Source organism: Methylibium sp. (assembly GCF_013817365.1).
GTDB lineage: Bacteria > Pseudomonadota > Gammaproteobacteria > Burkholderiales > Burkholderiaceae_C > Methylibium.
Window position 1 is genome coordinate 1 of record NZ_JACDCU010000043.1, and the last position, 15,020, is coordinate 15,020.

Annotated in this window: 14 protein-coding genes and 1 pseudogene; 5 read left to right on the top strand and 10 right to left on the bottom strand. The window is 69.6% G+C overall.

What is annotated here, in order from left to right:
• From H0W38_RS04815 to H0W38_RS04830, 4 genes and pseudogenes are all read right to left on the bottom strand, one after another.
• Nucleotides 1–263, bottom strand: a pseudogene (locus H0W38_RS04815) (lytic murein transglycosylase B); the annotation flags it as partial.
• Entirely contained in the window at nt 260–2,443 is a 2,184-nt protein-coding gene (locus H0W38_RS04820) for a transglutaminaseTgpA domain-containing protein (protein WP_292451670.1), read from the bottom strand. The gene H0W38_RS04820 and the pseudogene H0W38_RS04815, both read right to left, overlap by 4 nt.
• A gap of 73 nt (nt 2,444–2,516) precedes the next feature.
• Nucleotides 2,517–3,521, bottom strand: coding sequence for a DUF58 domain-containing protein (locus H0W38_RS04825; RefSeq protein ID WP_292451673.1), 1,005 nt, complete (start codon nt 3,519–3,521; stop codon nt 2,517–2,519).
• Nucleotides 3,522–3,538: 17 nt separating this feature from the next.
• Nucleotides 3,539–4,459, bottom strand: coding sequence for an AAA family ATPase (locus tag H0W38_RS04830; protein ID WP_292443366.1), 921 nt, complete (start codon nt 4,457–4,459; stop codon nt 3,539–3,541).
• 55 nt (nt 4,460–4,514) lie between these two features.
• Between H0W38_RS04830 and H0W38_RS04835 the strand changes: the two genes are divergently transcribed.
• Nucleotides 4,515–5,450 carry a histone deacetylase family protein gene (locus H0W38_RS04835; protein WP_292451675.1) on the top strand — a complete coding sequence of 312 codons (936 nt, stop codon included), beginning with the start codon at nt 4,515–4,517 and terminating at the stop codon, nt 5,448–5,450.
• 37 nt (nt 5,451–5,487) lie between these two features.
• On the opposite strand, the gene H0W38_RS04840 is transcribed toward H0W38_RS04835, so the two are convergent.
• Entirely contained in the window at nt 5,488–5,826 is a 339-nt protein-coding gene (locus H0W38_RS04840) for a PEP-CTERM sorting domain-containing protein (RefSeq protein ID WP_292451676.1), read from the bottom strand.
• A gap of 3 nt (nt 5,827–5,829) precedes the next feature.
• On the bottom strand, nt 5,830–6,075 hold the full coding sequence (locus H0W38_RS04845; protein ID WP_292451678.1) for a hypothetical protein: 246 nt from the start codon (nt 6,073–6,075) through the stop codon (nt 5,830–5,832).
• Nucleotides 6,076–6,164: 89 nt separating this feature from the next.
• Between H0W38_RS04845 and H0W38_RS04850 the strand changes: the two genes are divergently transcribed.
• Entirely contained in the window at nt 6,165–7,463 is a 1,299-nt protein-coding gene (locus H0W38_RS04850; RefSeq protein ID WP_292451681.1) for a mechanosensitive ion channel domain-containing protein, read from the top strand.
• Between the two features lie 33 nt (nt 7,464–7,496).
• Here H0W38_RS04850 and H0W38_RS04855 read toward each other — a convergent pair whose 3' ends face one another.
• The 4 genes from H0W38_RS04855 to H0W38_RS04870 all read right to left on the bottom strand — a co-directional run bounded on the left by H0W38_RS04855 (nt 7,497) and on the right by H0W38_RS04870 (nt 12,736).
• On the bottom strand, nt 7,497–9,692 hold the full coding sequence (locus H0W38_RS04855; protein ID WP_292451684.1) for an ATP-binding protein: 2,196 nt from the start codon (nt 9,690–9,692) through the stop codon (nt 7,497–7,499).
• A gap of 143 nt (nt 9,693–9,835) precedes the next feature.
• Nucleotides 9,836–10,567, bottom strand: a complete 732-nt coding sequence (locus tag H0W38_RS04860) for a response regulator transcription factor (protein WP_292451687.1) — start codon at nt 10,565–10,567, stop codon at nt 9,836–9,838.
• Between the two features lie 70 nt (nt 10,568–10,637).
• Entirely contained in the window at nt 10,638–11,633 is a 996-nt protein-coding gene (gene phnD / locus H0W38_RS04865; RefSeq protein WP_292451689.1) for a phosphate/phosphite/phosphonate ABC transporter substrate-binding protein, read from the bottom strand.
• A 125-nt stretch (nt 11,634–11,758) separates the two neighbouring features.
• Complete coding sequence (locus H0W38_RS04870) at nt 11,759–12,736, bottom strand: NADPH:quinone oxidoreductase family protein (protein ID WP_292451692.1); 978 nt, start codon at nt 12,734–12,736, stop codon at nt 11,759–11,761.
• Nucleotides 12,737–12,862: 126 nt separating this feature from the next.
• Between H0W38_RS04870 and surE the strand changes: the two genes are divergently transcribed.
• The 3 genes from surE to H0W38_RS04885 all read left to right on the top strand — a co-directional run.
• Complete coding sequence (gene surE / locus H0W38_RS04875; RefSeq protein ID WP_292451695.1) at nt 12,863–13,624, top strand: 5'/3'-nucleotidase SurE; 762 nt, start codon at nt 12,863–12,865, stop codon at nt 13,622–13,624.
• Nucleotides 13,625–13,724: 100 nt separating this feature from the next.
• Entirely contained in the window at nt 13,725–14,606 is an 882-nt protein-coding gene (locus tag H0W38_RS04880; protein ID WP_292451698.1) for a protein-L-isoaspartate(D-aspartate) O-methyltransferase, read from the top strand.
• Between the two features lie 6 nt (nt 14,607–14,612).
• Nucleotides 14,613–15,020, top strand: a 408-nt coding sequence (locus H0W38_RS04885; protein ID WP_292451700.1) for a LysM domain-containing protein, incomplete at its 3' end; no start/stop codon positions are given.

The following is a 15,020-nucleotide window of genomic DNA, read 5'->3' on the forward strand; positions in this document are numbered from 1 at the left end:
GGGGCAATCAGCCGCGCCACGCTGGGCTCGTAGCGTGCCTTCGCCAGCGTGGTTTCGACCCAGGCGCGGTCCAGCCCGCGGCGCTCCGAGATGCCGGCGGCCATGGCCGGTAGCTCGCTGCGCGTACCGTAGCTCGTGCTGTCGCTGTTCTGCTGCGCCTGCGCTGCGGCTGGCCGGCCATCGACACCGGCCGCGCAGGCAGTCGCCGCTAGACAGACAAGACAGGCGGCCAGTGCGGCCGGCGGAAGGACGGTTCGGGTCATCGGGATGTCGGGGCGAAAGGGTGGGAGAGGGGTTGCTGAGCCGGCGGTCTGGGAAGCGCCTGCAGGGCCTGCACGCCTTCAACGGCCAAGCGGCGAGCCTGTGCACCCGCTGCACGAGCCGACAGGGTAGCGCCGTCCTGCCTCGCATAGCGCAGCACGTCGAGTGCCCGCAGTGCCTGGGCCGCGGGCGCCGCGGCGTTCGCGCCGAGTTCGTGCTCGAGTGTGGCGGCCAACACGCGCGGCGGCAGGCTCTCGCTCGCAGAGACGCCGTGGGCGAGCGCGGCCCGGCGAATACGGGCGTAGGCGCGCAGCCACGGATCGCTGCGCCGCTGATCCAGCCAGGCCCATGCGGCGCCGAGGAGACTGGCCGCGATGATCACCGCGGCCAGCACGATGCCGAGATCCTGCCAACTCGGCGAGCTGAAGCCCAGGTTCTTCATCAGGTTCAGCTGGCTGCCGCGCGAGTAGTTGAGCACCCACTGCCGGTAGCCATTGTCGAAGCCCTCCCACAACGCTCGCACGCTGGTGAGCAAGCCCGGCGCGAGCCCGTCGATCGCGCCGGCCACGAAACCCGGCCGGGCGAGCAGCGCCCGGCTGCGGCTGATGCGCTCCGGCGCCACTTGCGAGGTGGGGTCCGCGCGCGCCCAGCCCGTGCCGGCCTGCCAGTACTCCGCCCAGGCATGGGCATAGCTCTGGCGCACGACGAGGCTCGTGCCCTCTTCATCGCGCTCGGCGCCCTGATAGCCGGTCACGATTCGCGCCGGCACGCCCGCCGCCCGCATGGCCACCACGAAGGCGGCGGCGAAGTGCTCGCAGAAGCCTTGCTTGCGGTCGAACCAGAACTCGTCGATCGCGTCGCCGCTGCCGTCGTCGTCGTAGGTGCCGGGCGTGAGCGTGTAGCTATAGCCCTCGCTGCGGATGCGGCGGTAGAGCAGGGCGGCCAGTCCCTCGGCGTCGTCCGCCGCCAGACGGGCCTCGCGCTTCAACGCCGAGGCCCAGGCCAGCAGGCGCGGGTTGTAGCCTGCGGGCAACTCGAGGTAGTCCTGCAGACCGGGCACCGCCTCGAGTGGGCCGTGCTCGAAGCGCGGCCATGCCTGTGCGGTATAGCGCAGCCGCTCCGTGACGGGGCGGTGGGTGATCCAGTGCAGGTCGGCACGCTGCACGGTGCGCAGATCGTCGAAGGCCGGCAACAGCGGCGTCGCTTCGAGCACGGGAATCATGGACAGGCGCAGCGGCTCGAGGGTCAGCTCGTAGTCGACCGGCTCGCCCAGCGGACGCAGCACCGCCTCCGATCCGGTGTGAGCGGCGAAGCGCGGCTGCAGGACGCGCCACGCGTCGCCGTCGAAGTGGCCGAGCACCGGACCGCGGAAATAAAGCGCCTCGGGCGGCGGCGGCTTGCCTCGAAGAAAGCGCACGCGCAGCGCGATGCTTTCGTCCAGCGCCAGCTCGGCCATGCTGCCCATGCGCATCTCCCCCGACAGGCCGGTACTTGCGCCGGCATCGCGCGGCAGGCCCCACAGCGGCCCGACTCTGGGGAACAGCGCGAACAGCAAAACCATCACCGGCGCGCCGAGCAAGGCGAAGCGCCCGGCCAGCTTGGCGGCCTGGCGCAGGCTCGGCTGGCCGACGGGCATGTGCGCGAGAACCAGTGCGGTGAGCAGACCCCACACCGAAACCAGCGTGGCCGCCGCGATGGCTAGCGATTGCGAATACAGGAAATGCGTGAGCACCAGGAAGAAGCCGAGGAAGAACACCGCAAAGGCATCGCGGCGCGCGCGCAGCTCCAGTGTCTTCAGAGCCACCAGCACCACCAGCAAAGTCACGCCGGCTTCCTTGCCTGCCAGCGTGCTGTGGGTCCATGCTGTCAGCACCAAGGCCAGCAGCAAGAGGGCGACCAGCACCCAGCGGCTGGGCAGCGCCGCGCTCCTGAGCGCGAGGGCGCCGCGCCACAGCAGCATGGTCGCCGTCAGCGCGCTGCACCAGAAGGGGAGATGGGCGGTGTGCGGCAGCACGGTCCAGCCGATGACCGCCAGCAGGAAAAGCGTGTCCCGCGCCTCGCGCGGCAAATGGCGCCAGCGCGGCCAGGTCAGGCGGGGCAGCGCGAAAGCCGCCGCGCCGGTGTTGACGGCGCGCACTCTCGGCGTCGCGCGCCGTTCCACCGTGCGAGGGTCTGCACTCACGGCGCTCTTTCGATGCCTGCGGCGGCGTCACCACGCGGAGCAACGAGCCCTCTGGCGGCGACCCGGCCCGGCTTCATGCGTACAGCGCCAACGCTTCCAGGCTGGCGCGCTTGTGCGCCTCGCCCTGGGCGGGCACCAGTTCACGACCTGGCAGCCGAAGCCCCCAGTCGATTCCGGCGCGTTCGCAGGCCAGCACCCATGCCGCCAGCCGAGACAGGCGCTGTTCGGGGCCGTGGGAGCCTGCGGCGGCCCATTCCAGCCAGAGCGCCTGACGCGCGGCGCTGCTGGTGTCGCGGCTGACCAGTTCGCCGCCGGTTTCCAACGCGCGAGCGGCCTTCTTCCACACGACGAGCTTGAGCGGATCGCCGCGCCGGTAACTGCGGATGCCTTCTACCTCGGCGCCCTCACTGCGGCGCGCGGCCTCCTTGCCGCTCCCGGAAGAACGCGCCGCCGGCAGCGGTGCAGCGGGCCGTTCGGGCTGCGGGTAGACCAGCACGCTGGCGGCCGGCCGCCATTCGCTCCAGGCGCGAAACAGGCCGAGGGGAAAGCGGGTCTCGAGGACCACGTCGGGCAGCGCCAGCCGGCCGCGGTGCGTGGCGGTGAAGCTCAGGCGCGCGCTCGCCTGCCCCCCGGCCGGCACGTCGACCCAGCTCCATCGCCGCGCTTTGTCTGCGCTGGCCAGGCGCAGCCCGACGCCGTGGCGGGCCCGCGGGCTCTGGCTGTTCAGCACGCATTCGACGATCGCCGCGTCGCCGGCGAACACGGCGGCCGGCGTGCGCAGGTGCAGGGTCAACGCCCGCAGCGTGTTGTGCGTGACATGCAGGGAAATCACGCCGCTGCCCGCGAGCAGGAAGGTCAGCAGGTAACCCAGGCTGAGCTGGTAGTTGATCGACGCGACGAGCAGCGCCAGCAAGGTCAGCGCGAACGCCCAGCCCGCCCGCGTCGGCAGGATGTAGACGTTGCGCTGCGTCAGCAGCAGCGTGTCGGTGCGCGGATGGCGCGCCTGCCACCAGGCCCGGGCGCGTGCGCGCAGCGCGCCGCCGAAGCCGGCGAGTGCAGGGCGCGGCAAGGCAGCCACCGTCGCGACCCTGCGGCTCAGGGCAACGCGACGGCCTCGACCATCGCACGCACCTGCTCGCGCGGGCCGCGTCCGGCGCCGGCCACCGGCATCAGGCGGTGCGCGATGCATTGAGCGATGACCGCCTGCAGATCGTCGGGGGCCACGTAGTCGCGCGCGGCCATCAGGGCTCGCGCCTTGGCGGCGCGCAGCAGCGCGATGCCGGCGCGCGGGCTCAAGCCCTCGGTGAACCATTGGCCGCCCCGGGTGGCCTCGATCAGCGCCTGCAGGTAGTCGAGCAGCGGCTCGCTGGCATGCACTGCGAGCACGGTTTGCTGGGCCGCCTGCAACTCGGCCGGGCTCATGACCGGCCGCAGGTCGCCGATCGCCTCGCGGCGGTCGCGCCCGGCGAGCAGCGCACGCTCGCTGGCGCGGTCGGGATAGCCGAGCGTGATGCACATCAGGAAGCGGTCGAGCTGGCTTTCGGGCAGCGGATAGGTGCCGAGCTGATCGCTCGGGTTCTGCGTGGCGATCACGAAGAAGGGTGCGGGCAGGGCGCGCGTCTCGCCTTCGACGGTGACCTGGTGCTCCTCCATCGATTCGAGGAGCGCGCTCTGCGTCTTGGGGCCGGCGCGGTTGATCTCGTCGGCCAGCAGCACCTGCGCGAACACCGGGCCGGGGTGGAACACGAAACTCTCCTTGCCACGCTCGTAGATGGACACGCCGAGCAGGTCGGAAGGCATGAGGTCGGCAGTGAACTGCACGCGCGAAAACCGCAGGCCCAGCGAGACCGCGAGCGCATGCGCCAGGGTGGTCTTGCCGACGCCGGGCACGTCTTCGATGAGCAGGTGGCCACCGGCCAGCATGCAGGCGACCGAGTCTTCGATCCGAGCGCGCTTGCCGACGATAATGGTGTCGATCTGATCGACGAGCTGGTGCAGCCGGGTGTGCAGACTCATGGCGCGCACCATAGCCCAAAGCCTTGCCTCGACCGACCTCTCAAGTCAAAGACAAATGGCCACCGCCTACTATTCCCACCCCGCGTGCCGCGGCCACGACATGGGCGCCGGCCACCCGGAGAGCCCGCAGCGGCTCGACGCGATCGCCGACCACCTGATCGCCACGGGCCTGGACCTCGCGCTCGAGCGCCGGGAGGCGCCGCAGGCGACCGAAGCCGCCCTGGTCCGCGTTCACGACCCAGCCCATGTGGCGCGCCTGCGCGAAGTGATGCAGCGGGTCGATGCGACCGGTCAGCACCGCGCGCTCGACCCCGACACCATTGCCGGTCCCGGCACCTGGGCCGCCGTGGTGCATGCCGCCGGTGCGGCGGTGGCGGCCACCGATGCCGTGCTGGACGGCGAGGTCGAGAACGCCTTCTGTGCGGTGCGCCCGCCGGGACACCATGCGACGCGCGGGCAGGCAATGGGTTTTTGCTTCTTCAACAGCGTGGCCATCGCGGCGCGCCATGCGCTGGAGGTGCGGGGCCTGGAGCGCGTGGCGATCATCGACTTCGACGTCCATCACGGCAACGGTACGGAAGACATCGTCGCCGACGACGAACGCATGCTGATGCTGAGCTTCTTCCAGTACCCGTTCTACCCGGGTTCGGGGACCGTGCCGCTCGGCGACAACATGGTCAACGTGCCGGTGCCGGCCTACACCAAGGGCCCGGAGATCCGCGAGCTGATCGAGACCGAATGGCAGCCGCGCCTCGAGGCCTTCAAGCCCCAGATGTTGTTCGTCTCGGCCGGCTTCGACGCCCACCGCGAAGACGATCTCGGCCAGCTCGGCCTGGTCGAGGCCGACTACGCGTGGATGACGCAGTGGCTGATGAAAATGGCTGCGCGCCATGCACAAGGGCGCGTGGTCTCCTGCCTGGAGGGGGGCTACAACCTCAGCGCGCTGGGGCGCAGCGTGGCGGCGCACTTGCGGGTGCTGACGGGCGCCTGACCGAAAGCGGCCGGGCTGCTGCGGCGGCTACGGCGATTCACCGCCGTCGGGTTCGGGCCCATGCCAGCGCGCCCAAGCCGAGCAGCATCAGGGCATGCACATGCGGCTCGGGAATCGCCGGCACGTTGCCATCGCGCACCGCCCAGGCGTAGAAGTTGCTGTTGATCGGCTCGTCGGAGTGGTAGGCCGAGATCGAGTCGCCGAACCAGCTCGTCGCCTCCGGGAACAGCGGGTCGGGATCGGCCAGCACGTCGGTCCAGTAGGCCCGTGAGAACAGATTGTCGAACGGGCCGGTGTTCTCGAAGCCCCAGGTGCCGGGTGGCGTCATGGTCAGCGGGTTGCCTGGCCCGAAGTTGCCCAGCGTCTCGTAGTACATGCGCTAGATTTCCGACACCGTGGTCGTGCCGCCCAGCAGCGTGGGCAGCCGCCAGCCGGCGACGCCGTCCACGACCAGCGCGGCGGCCCAGGCGTTGGCGCTGGTCCAGCTCATGCGGCCGTCGCTGTTGCTCAGGCCGTCGTCGAAGCTGGATCCGGCGCCGGCGTTGGCATCGGTGAGCCAGGTGAGATCGAGCGCTGGAACCGCGGCTGGCGAGCGGGACGGGGCGGCATCGGTGGTGCCGATCACCGACCGGGAGCGAGCGGCGGCTGGGCCCAGGCCTGTTTCCCGGGTCGCACGAATCCGCGCGGGTTGACAGGCTCTAGACTGCCGGCCCAATGAACAAGCAAATCGACGGTCTGCCGGCGCTGCTCGCGGCCCTGACTCATGCGACTGCGCTGGCCGAGTTCGCCGTGCTGGCGGCCTGTCTGGTGCTGGCCCTGCTGGCGACACGCCTTGTGCGCGGCGGTGCGCCGCAACCGAGTTCGTCGATCTGGTTCGGCAAGCACCTTGTCGACGGCGTGCTGTTTCCGGCGCTGGCATTGCTCGCAGCGGTTGTCGCGAGGCACGCGCTGGAAGGCGTGGTGCCGATCGCGGTGTTCCGGCTGGCCATACCGATCCTCCTGGCATTGATGGTGATTCGGGTCATCGTGCGCGTGCTGTCGGCCGCGCTGCCGCGGCTGCGCTTCGTGCGGGTCATCGAGCGCAGCGTGTCGTGGCTGGTCTGGCTCGGGCTGGTGCTGTGGCTCACCGGCGTGCTGCCGCTGATGCTCGCCGGGCTCGACAGCCTCAGCTGGAAGGTCGGCGGCACGCAACTGTCCATGCGCAACCTGGTCGAGGGCGTGTTGTCGGCGGTGTTCGTGCTCATGATCGTGCTGTGGGTCTCGGCGGCGATCGAGGCCAGGCTGCTCGCAGGCGCCATCGAGAACCTGTCGGTGCGCAAGATGGCGGCCAACTCGACGCGCGCACTGCTGCTGTTCGTCGGCCTGATGCTCGCGCTCTCGGCCGCCGGCATCGACATCACCGCGTTCGGCGTGCTGGGCGGCGCGATCGGCGTGGGACTGGGTTTCGGGCTGCAAAAGCTCGCCAGCAATTACGTCAGCGGCTTCGTGATCCTCGCTGAGCGCAACCTTCGCATCGGCGACACGGTGAAGGTCGACAATTTCGAAGGCCGCATCACCGACATCAAGACCCGCGCCACCATCATTCGCGCGGCGAACGGCCGCGAGTCGATCGTGCCCAACGAGATGCTGACCACCCTGCGCGTGGAAAACGCCTCGCTGGCGCAAGAGCCGGCTGTCATGACCTCGACCGTGGTTCAGGTCGCTTACGGCACCGACGTGGCGGCGTTGCGCGAGAAAATCCTCGCGGCATTGGCCGGCCTTTCGCGCGTGGCGAAAGACGGCAAGCACGTCAGTGACGTGCATCTGACGGACTTCACGGCGGGCGGCCTGGAGCTGACCGTGTGGTACTGGAACGGTGATCCGCACAACGGGCAGTCGAACCTGCGCTCCGAGGTCAATCTCGCGATCCTCGGCGTGCTCGACGCCGAAGGCATAGAGATCGCGCATGCACAGCGAATCGTGCATCCGCGACCCGTGCGTGGGGCCGGCGCCGCACCGCCTGCGGCGGCTTGATTCGAAAGGTGGCGTCCGAGGCGCCGCGCGCCTTCAGCCGGTCGCCGTGAGCGACCAGTGGGCGAACTGCACCGTGCACTCGATGCCGGTCGGTTCGGCTTCGCGCCAATCGACCTCGCCGCCGAGTTGCTTGACGCGCTTTCTCACTCCGCCCAGCCCGAGCCCGTGCGCCCAGGCTTGCGGATTGATGCCGCAGCCGTCGTCGCGGACCGTGAGTTCGAGGCGGTCATTGCTCAGGCGCAGCCGCACGACAAGTCGCGTGGCCTGGGCATGCGCGATGGCGTTGCTGACCAGTTCGCGCAGCACCCGCGTGAGCGCGGACCACTGCACCACGGTGAGCTCGGCGTCGCGGTCGAAGTGCGACTGCCAGTCGAGCGCCACGTGGGCGAGCTGCAGGCGCTGCTGCACGGCGGCCTTCCATTCGCCGGCGGCGTGGGAGAGCCGGTGGCTGCCGACCGCCAGTCCGCGCGTGAGCGTTTTCAAATCCTGCAGCGTGTGGCGGATGTAGTCTTCCTGCTCGGGGTTCGATGCCTGGTACATGAGCGTAAGCAGGCGCGCGCCGATGTCGTCGTGCAGATCTTGTGCGATGCGGCTACGCTCCTCGCTGCGGCCCCGCTCGACCGCCTGGTCGAAGGCGACGGCGCGCTTCAGTTGCTCGACGATGCGGTCGGCCAGCCGCGCGTCTTCTTCGGTGAACAGGCGCTGGCCGCGCTGCGAGAAGCGCAACACCAGCGTCTGCTCCGTGCGCTCGCTGTTGCGGCTCAGGTCGGGCACCGGCACCAGCAAGGTCGAGCCGTCGCCGCTGGTGCGCGCGTCGGTGGTGAGTTGCGGGGTAATGGCGGCCTCGAGCGGCTCGAACAGTTCGCGCAGCAAGCTGAGCAGGGTCGCCGCGGCGCGCTGCGGCCTGGCCTCGACCTCGCGTGCCATGCGGTACAGCCGTTCGAACAGGCGCTCCATGCTCACCATGCCGGCGCCGCGCAGATGGTTGAGCATCCACTGCCGCACGCCGGCATACAGGCCCAGCGACAGGAACACTGACAAGGTGATCGAGGTGAACTGGCTGAAGGAGAAGGCGGCGACGAACAGCAGATCGAGCGAGGTCGCCACGGTGCTGATGCCGGCCAGCAGCGAGAACTCGCGCAGCACCTGCTGCGACTTGGCCAGGAACGGCATCAGCAGCAGCAGCGAGGCCAGGAACACCACCCAGATCATCGAGCCGACCGTGGCGATGCCATGCTGAATGCCCGGCTGCTGGCTCGCCGCGGCAATGGCTGCGGTGAGCAGGATCCACGTGCCTGCCGTGACGCTGCCGAAGCGCCGCAGCACCACGGCGAAGGGGTGCGGCTCGATGCGATAAGACCAGCTCAGCAGCGCGATCGCACCCAGGCCGAGCAGTCCGCCGCCGATCTGCGTCCACCACCAGGCTTGCGGCAGCGCGCCGGCGAGGTGAAGGACGAGCAGCGTCGCAGCGGCCGTCCAGCCGAGAGATGCGATCGGCGCGGCATGCGGCAATCGGCGCGGATGAACGCATACGGCATGCAGGATGGCGGCCCCCGTGAGCAGGTCGAAAGCGGTGCGCGCATGTACCTCCCATCGCGCATAGAACGGCGGCAGCGTCAGGTCGAGCGCGGTGCCGGCGGCGATGAAAAGCAGGTTGCCGCACTGCGCCAGCGCCATGAACGCGTACAGCGCGTTGCGCACCGACGGTCTCACCAGCACGACCACCAGCGCCACCAGATAGAGCAGCAGCGCCAGGGCGCTGACCAGCCAGTACAGCAAACCCAGGCGCAGGCCGCTGCGCGGCGCGAGCTGCAGCTGGGCGGTGCCGCCGTCGGCGAAGAACAGCCGCACCCGTTGCTGCGAAAGGGCCGCGTGCAAACGCAGGTGCAGCTCGCGGTGACGGGCACGCTCGGCGTCGCCGGGCGTCCAGCGCGGCGAGCGCTGCAGTGCCAGCGCGTCGACCACCGCAATCTGCGCATCGTCACCGATCACCCCCAGCAGGGCTCGGCCGATGAAGGGCTGCAGCACGGGCGTCGCGCTCGCCGCCAGTTCGAGCTGGCCCTGCGCATTGGCGCGCCACACCGCGTCCAGATGCGGTTGCGCAGCGAGCGCGCGCGTCAGCAGAAAAAGCGTCAAGCAACCGAGCAGCGCCGCGGCGATCAGGAGCCGAAGTCGCCAGCGCAGCCAAGGCGAGCGCAGGCCAGCGGGCAGCCATTTCTGCAGCAGCATGCTGTCGATGTCGTTATTGGCGGCGCCGCGGCCTGAGGGACCGTCATGCGCCGCGTTCAACGCGGGGATCGGCCGGGAGCTCTGCTCACGGGGAGACCGTTGGTTGGATCGCTGCCGGGTTCGCTAGGCGGCGGGCCGCCCGCTCACACCAGGCCCTGCTTGCTGGCCAGCACGGCGGCCTCGGCGCGGCTCGAGACGTTGAGCTTGCGGTAGATCGCCTTGATGTGATCGTTGACAGTGAACCACTTGATGCCCATCAGCCCGGCGATTTCCTTGATGGTGAAGCCCTTGCTCAGGTAGGTGAGCACCTCGGTCTCGCGCGGCGTCAGGCGCTCGTGATCGGGCTCGGCATAGACCGGCGGCTGGGCCGGCCGCGCGGTCTGGAAGTCGCCGGGCGCATGCGCGCTGTCGAGCGACATTGCCCCGGAGTCGCCGCCTTGGCGAAAGTGCGACAACAGCCGGCGCGCAATGGCCGGTGAGAGCGGCGGCTGCCCGCGCACGATCTTTTGCAGCTCCTCGACCAGTACCTCGAAGCGATCTTCCTTGAGCAGGTAACCGTCGGCGCCGCACTGCAGCGCCGGGAACAGATGGTCGTCGTCGGAATACAGGGTGGTGACGATCTTGGTGGCGCCGTGATGGGCCATCTCGGTCAGCAGCTCCAGGCCGTTGCCGTCGGGCAGCTCCAGGTCGACCAGCACCAACTTGAAAGGCTCACCGCCCGGCGCTGCGTGGCCGATGCCGAGCTGGCGGCGTGCGGATTCCAGATCGCCGGCTTCGGCGATGCCGGTCACGTCCGAAAAGCTCTCGCGCACTACCCGGGTCAGGAAGTTGCGCGCCACCGGGTTGTCTTCGACGATCAACACCTTCACGGCCATGACAGGCTCCTCGAATTGAAATGCGTGCGGGCTCTCGTGTTCGCATCGGGGCTGCGTGCCAGCCGCGCGATCACTTCAGCGCCGGATCGGCGGGCGCGTGCAGCGCGCGCGACAGCCGGAGGTAGCGCTCGCCCAGATCGGCGAGCTGTTCGGTTTTCTGTGCGTCGCTCAGCCGGCTGTCGAGCAGCACCTGCGAGCGCTGCCTGAAGTCTTCGATGTCGAGCATGAACTTGAGCTGGTGGTTGCCCGAGCGCTGAAAGCCGGCTAAATTGAACATGCGCTTGAGCATCCGCTTTTCCTCGAGCGTCTTGCCGACGCCGAAGATGTAGCCGGCCAGCCGAGTGCGCACCGACAGCGGCAAGTCACGCCGCCACAGCAGCGGGTCCTTGGGAATCAGCGCCGATTCCCACAGCACCGCGAGTTGCTGCGCTTGTCGCGGCGCCCTTTCACGCAGGCGCGACATCTCTTCGGTGTTGTAGGTGGCCGCATGCACCTTGCCGGAAAGGACCGCCTCGACGTTGTGCGCGTGAGTGCCCCGCAGCAGCGTCGCGAAATGCGCCTCGGGCTCGAGGACGCGCGGCACGAACAGGGCGTACGAAGGCATGACCGCGCCCGAGGTCGAACTCGGCTCGCCCATGGCGAAACGCCAGGTGCGCGGCTTGTCGAGAAGCTGCTCGATCGAGGCGAGGCCGGCGTCGCGTCGCGTGACGATCAAGGCACGGTAGCCGAGCGAGCCGGCCGAGTCGACCATTTGCGCGAACACTTCGACGTTGGCGCGGTCGATGCAGTCGAGCGCGGCCTTGCTGGAGACCCAGGCCAGCTGAACCAGGTCCGTCGCCAAGGCATCGACGGCCGCTTCGTAGGTGGCGTGGTAGATGCCCCGCACGTCCAGCCCCGTCGAGCGGCGCATCGATTCGAAAAAGGGCTCCCACGCTGCCTGCGTTTCGGCGACCGTGGTGGTGGTGATCACGCCGAAGGCCAGAGAAGACTGCTCGGTCGCCGGCGTGGCGCGCGCGGTGAGACCGGCGAGTGCAAGCACGGTCAGCTTGAGCAGCGTTCGTCGCACGACGGCGTTCCTCGGTAGCAGGGGGGACGCCGCGAATTTAGCACCCGACCCCGGCGCTCCCGGCCTTCTTCGCCCGCAAGGGGGTCCGTCCCAGCCGGCTTCCCCCGCTGTGGGGAGGGCCGCGTTCAGTCGTTGCGCAGCACCAGCTTGCCGTGGACCTGCCGGCGGGCCATCAGCTCGAACGCGCGGGGCAGCTCCTGCATGGTCAGCTGCTGCTCGATCACCGGCTTGATCCTGCCGTCCGCATACCAGCTGGCCAGCTCAGCCAACGCCTTGGCGTTGTTGCCGGGTTCGCGGCGCGCGAACTCGCCCCAGAAAACGCCCACCACCGAGGCGCCCTTGAGCAGCGCCAGGTTGAGCGGCAGGCTGGGAATGGCGCCTGCCGCAAAGCCGACGACGAGGTAGCGGCCGCGCCAGGCGATCGAGCGAAACACCGGCTCGCTCAGGGGGCCGCCGACCGGGTCGTAAACCACGTCGGGCCCCTGGCCGGCGGTGGCGGTCTTGATCTGCTCGCGCACGTCGCCCCGGCTGTAATCGACGGTCGCATCGGCACCGAGCCGACGGCACAGCGCGCACTTTTCCTCGCTCGAAACCGCAGCGATCACCGAGGCGCCCATCGCCTTGGCGATCTGGATCGCCGCGGTGCCTACGCCGCCCGCCGCGCCGAGCACCAGAACGGTCTCGCCGGCTTTCAGCCGGGCGCGGTCGATCAGCGCGTGGTGGGTGGTGCCGTAGGTGCACAGGAAGGCGGCTGCATCCTCGAAGGCAAAACCGGGCGGTAAGGGCATGACCTGCGCGGCATCGACGCAGGCCGCAGTGGCGAAACCGCCGAGTCCGCCGAACGAGGCTACGGCCATGCCGGGCTGCAGTGTCGTCACGCCTTTGCCGATGGCTTCGACCACGCCGGAGAACTCGGAGCCGGGCACGAAAGGCAGCGCCGGCTTCATCTGGTACTTGTTCTGCACGATCAGCAGATCGGGAAAGTTGAGGCTCGCGCAGCGGATGGCCACGCGCACCTGGCCGGGCTTCGGTTCGGGCGTCGGCAGTTCGGTCCACTTCAGGGCGTCGGGGCCGATGGGGTTGTCGCAAAGCCAAGCGTGCATGGGCTCTCCTGCAAAAGGGGGCGTCGTTGTCGCAGCGGTCGCGGCCATCATAGGCAGCGTGGGGCTTCGCAGCGGTCGCCCAGGTGACGCACAAAGGCGTCTTGCGCGCTCCCTACAATCGGCGCGGTGCGCATCCTCATCGCCAACGACGACGGTTATCTCGCCCCCGGACTGGCGGCGCTCGTGGAGGCCTGCCGCGGCTTGGGCGAGCTCGACGTGGTGGCGCCCGAGCAGAACTCGAGCGGCACCTCCAATGCGCTGACGCTGCACCGGCCGCTGTCGGTGCGCACGGCGGCCAACGGCTATCGCTTCATCGACGGTACGCCGTCGGACTGCGTGCATGTCGCGCTCACCGGCCTGCTGCCGTACAAGCCGGATCTGGTCGTCTCGGGCATCAACAACGGCGCCAACATGGGCGACGACACGCTGTATTCGGGCACCGTGGCGGCGGCGATGGAGGGCTATCTGTTCGGTATTCCGTCGATCGCGTTCTCGCTCGCCGAGCGCGGATGGACGCACCTGGATGCCGCAGCTCGCGTGGCGCGGGCGTTGATCGAGCAGGTGACCTTGCAGTCGTTCCCCCCCTCGGCGCGCGGCGCGTGGCTGCTCAACGTCAACGTTCCCGACCGCCAGCACGCCGAGTTGCACGGCCTGCGCATCACGCGGCTCGGGCGCCGCCATGCCAGCGAGCCCGTCATCTGCCAGAGCAACCCCCGCGGCGAGCCGATCTACTGGATCGGTGCGGCGGGCGACGCGCGAGAGGCGGGCGAGGGCACCGACTTTCACGCGGTCGCCAACGGTTGTGTTTCGGTGACGCCCTTGCAAGTGGACCTGACCGACCACGCGGGCCTTCCCGCCTGGCAGGAAATGCTGGCGGCCCGCGCATGAGCCCTTCGCCCAGCCACCCCGGGGCGCGAAGCGGCTCCTTCGGATCCTTAAAGGGCTCACTCTTCCCCGACGGTGCAGCGCCGAGCGCCGGGGCGCTTCGATGAGCGACGCAGAGCAGGCGGCGCCGAAGTTTCCCTTGCGGCTGGATCGCATGACGTTGCAGGCACGCAAGCTTGCGGTGCCCCCCGCAGCGCAGCGCTCGGCGAGTGTGGCGATGAAGCCGGCACGACCCTGCTCGCCTGCGCCGCAAGACCCGCTGATCCGCCCGCAGCGTCCGCTGCACGAGGCCGCGCTCGACAGCCGGCGGGTCGCCGTGCCGGCCGGCCTGGGTCTCGATTCGCACCATGTGCGCGAACGCATGCTGGGGCGCCTTGCGGCCGAAGGCGTGCGCGACCCGCGCGTGCTGAGCGCCATGCGTGCGGTGCCCCGCCACGTCTTCGTCGATACCGCGCTGGCCAACCAGGCCTACGAAGACACCAGCCTGCCCATCGGATTGGGGCAGACCATTTCCAAACCGTCGGTGGTCGCCCGAATGATCGAGCTTCTGATCGCCGAGCAGCGGCCGGATGCGCGGCTGCGCGTGCTCGAGATCGGCACCGGCTGCGGCTACCAGGCGTTGGTGCTGGCACAGTTCGCACGTCAGGTGGTGTCGATCGAACGGCTCAAGCCGCTGCACGACAAGGCCCGCGACAACCTGGCTGGACTGCGCCACGACAACCTGCGGCTCGTCTATGGCGACGGACGCCTGGGCCATGCGCCCAATGCGCCCTACGACGGCATCATTGCTGCCGCCGGTGGCGACGACATTCCCGGCGCCTGGTGCGAGCAGTTGGCCGAGGGCGGCCGGCTGGTCGCACCGATGCACGACGCGCTCAGCGGCGGCCAGGTGCTGGTGGTCATCGACCGACGGCCCGGCGGCAGCCTGCGGCGCACGCTGTACGAGGCGGTGCGGTTCGTCCCTCTAAAATCCGGCGTTGGTTGAACGAAGGTGACGAAGCTCATGCATTTCCAGTTCCTTCGCGGAGCACGCCTGCGTGCCGCGCTCGTGGCGGCCGCCGTGCTGTCGTTGGCGGCCTGTGCTTCCGGGCCGCGGACCGCGCCGCCCGTTGAAGACCGTTCGCTGCGCAACGTGGCGCCGGGCGCCATGCCGGCCACCGGTCCGCTCGTCGATCCAGCTCTGCTGCCCGGTGCCGAGAACGCCGGCAAGCCCGGCTACTACACCGTCCGGCCCGGCGACACGATGATCCGCATCGGGCTGGAAACCGGGCAGAACTGGCGTGACATCGCCAGCTGGAACGGCATGGAAAACGCGAACGCCATCGAGGTCGGTCAGGTCATGCGAGTCGTGCCGCCCCTGCCGGACCCGGCGGCGGTCGCCACCCAACCGGTCACGAGC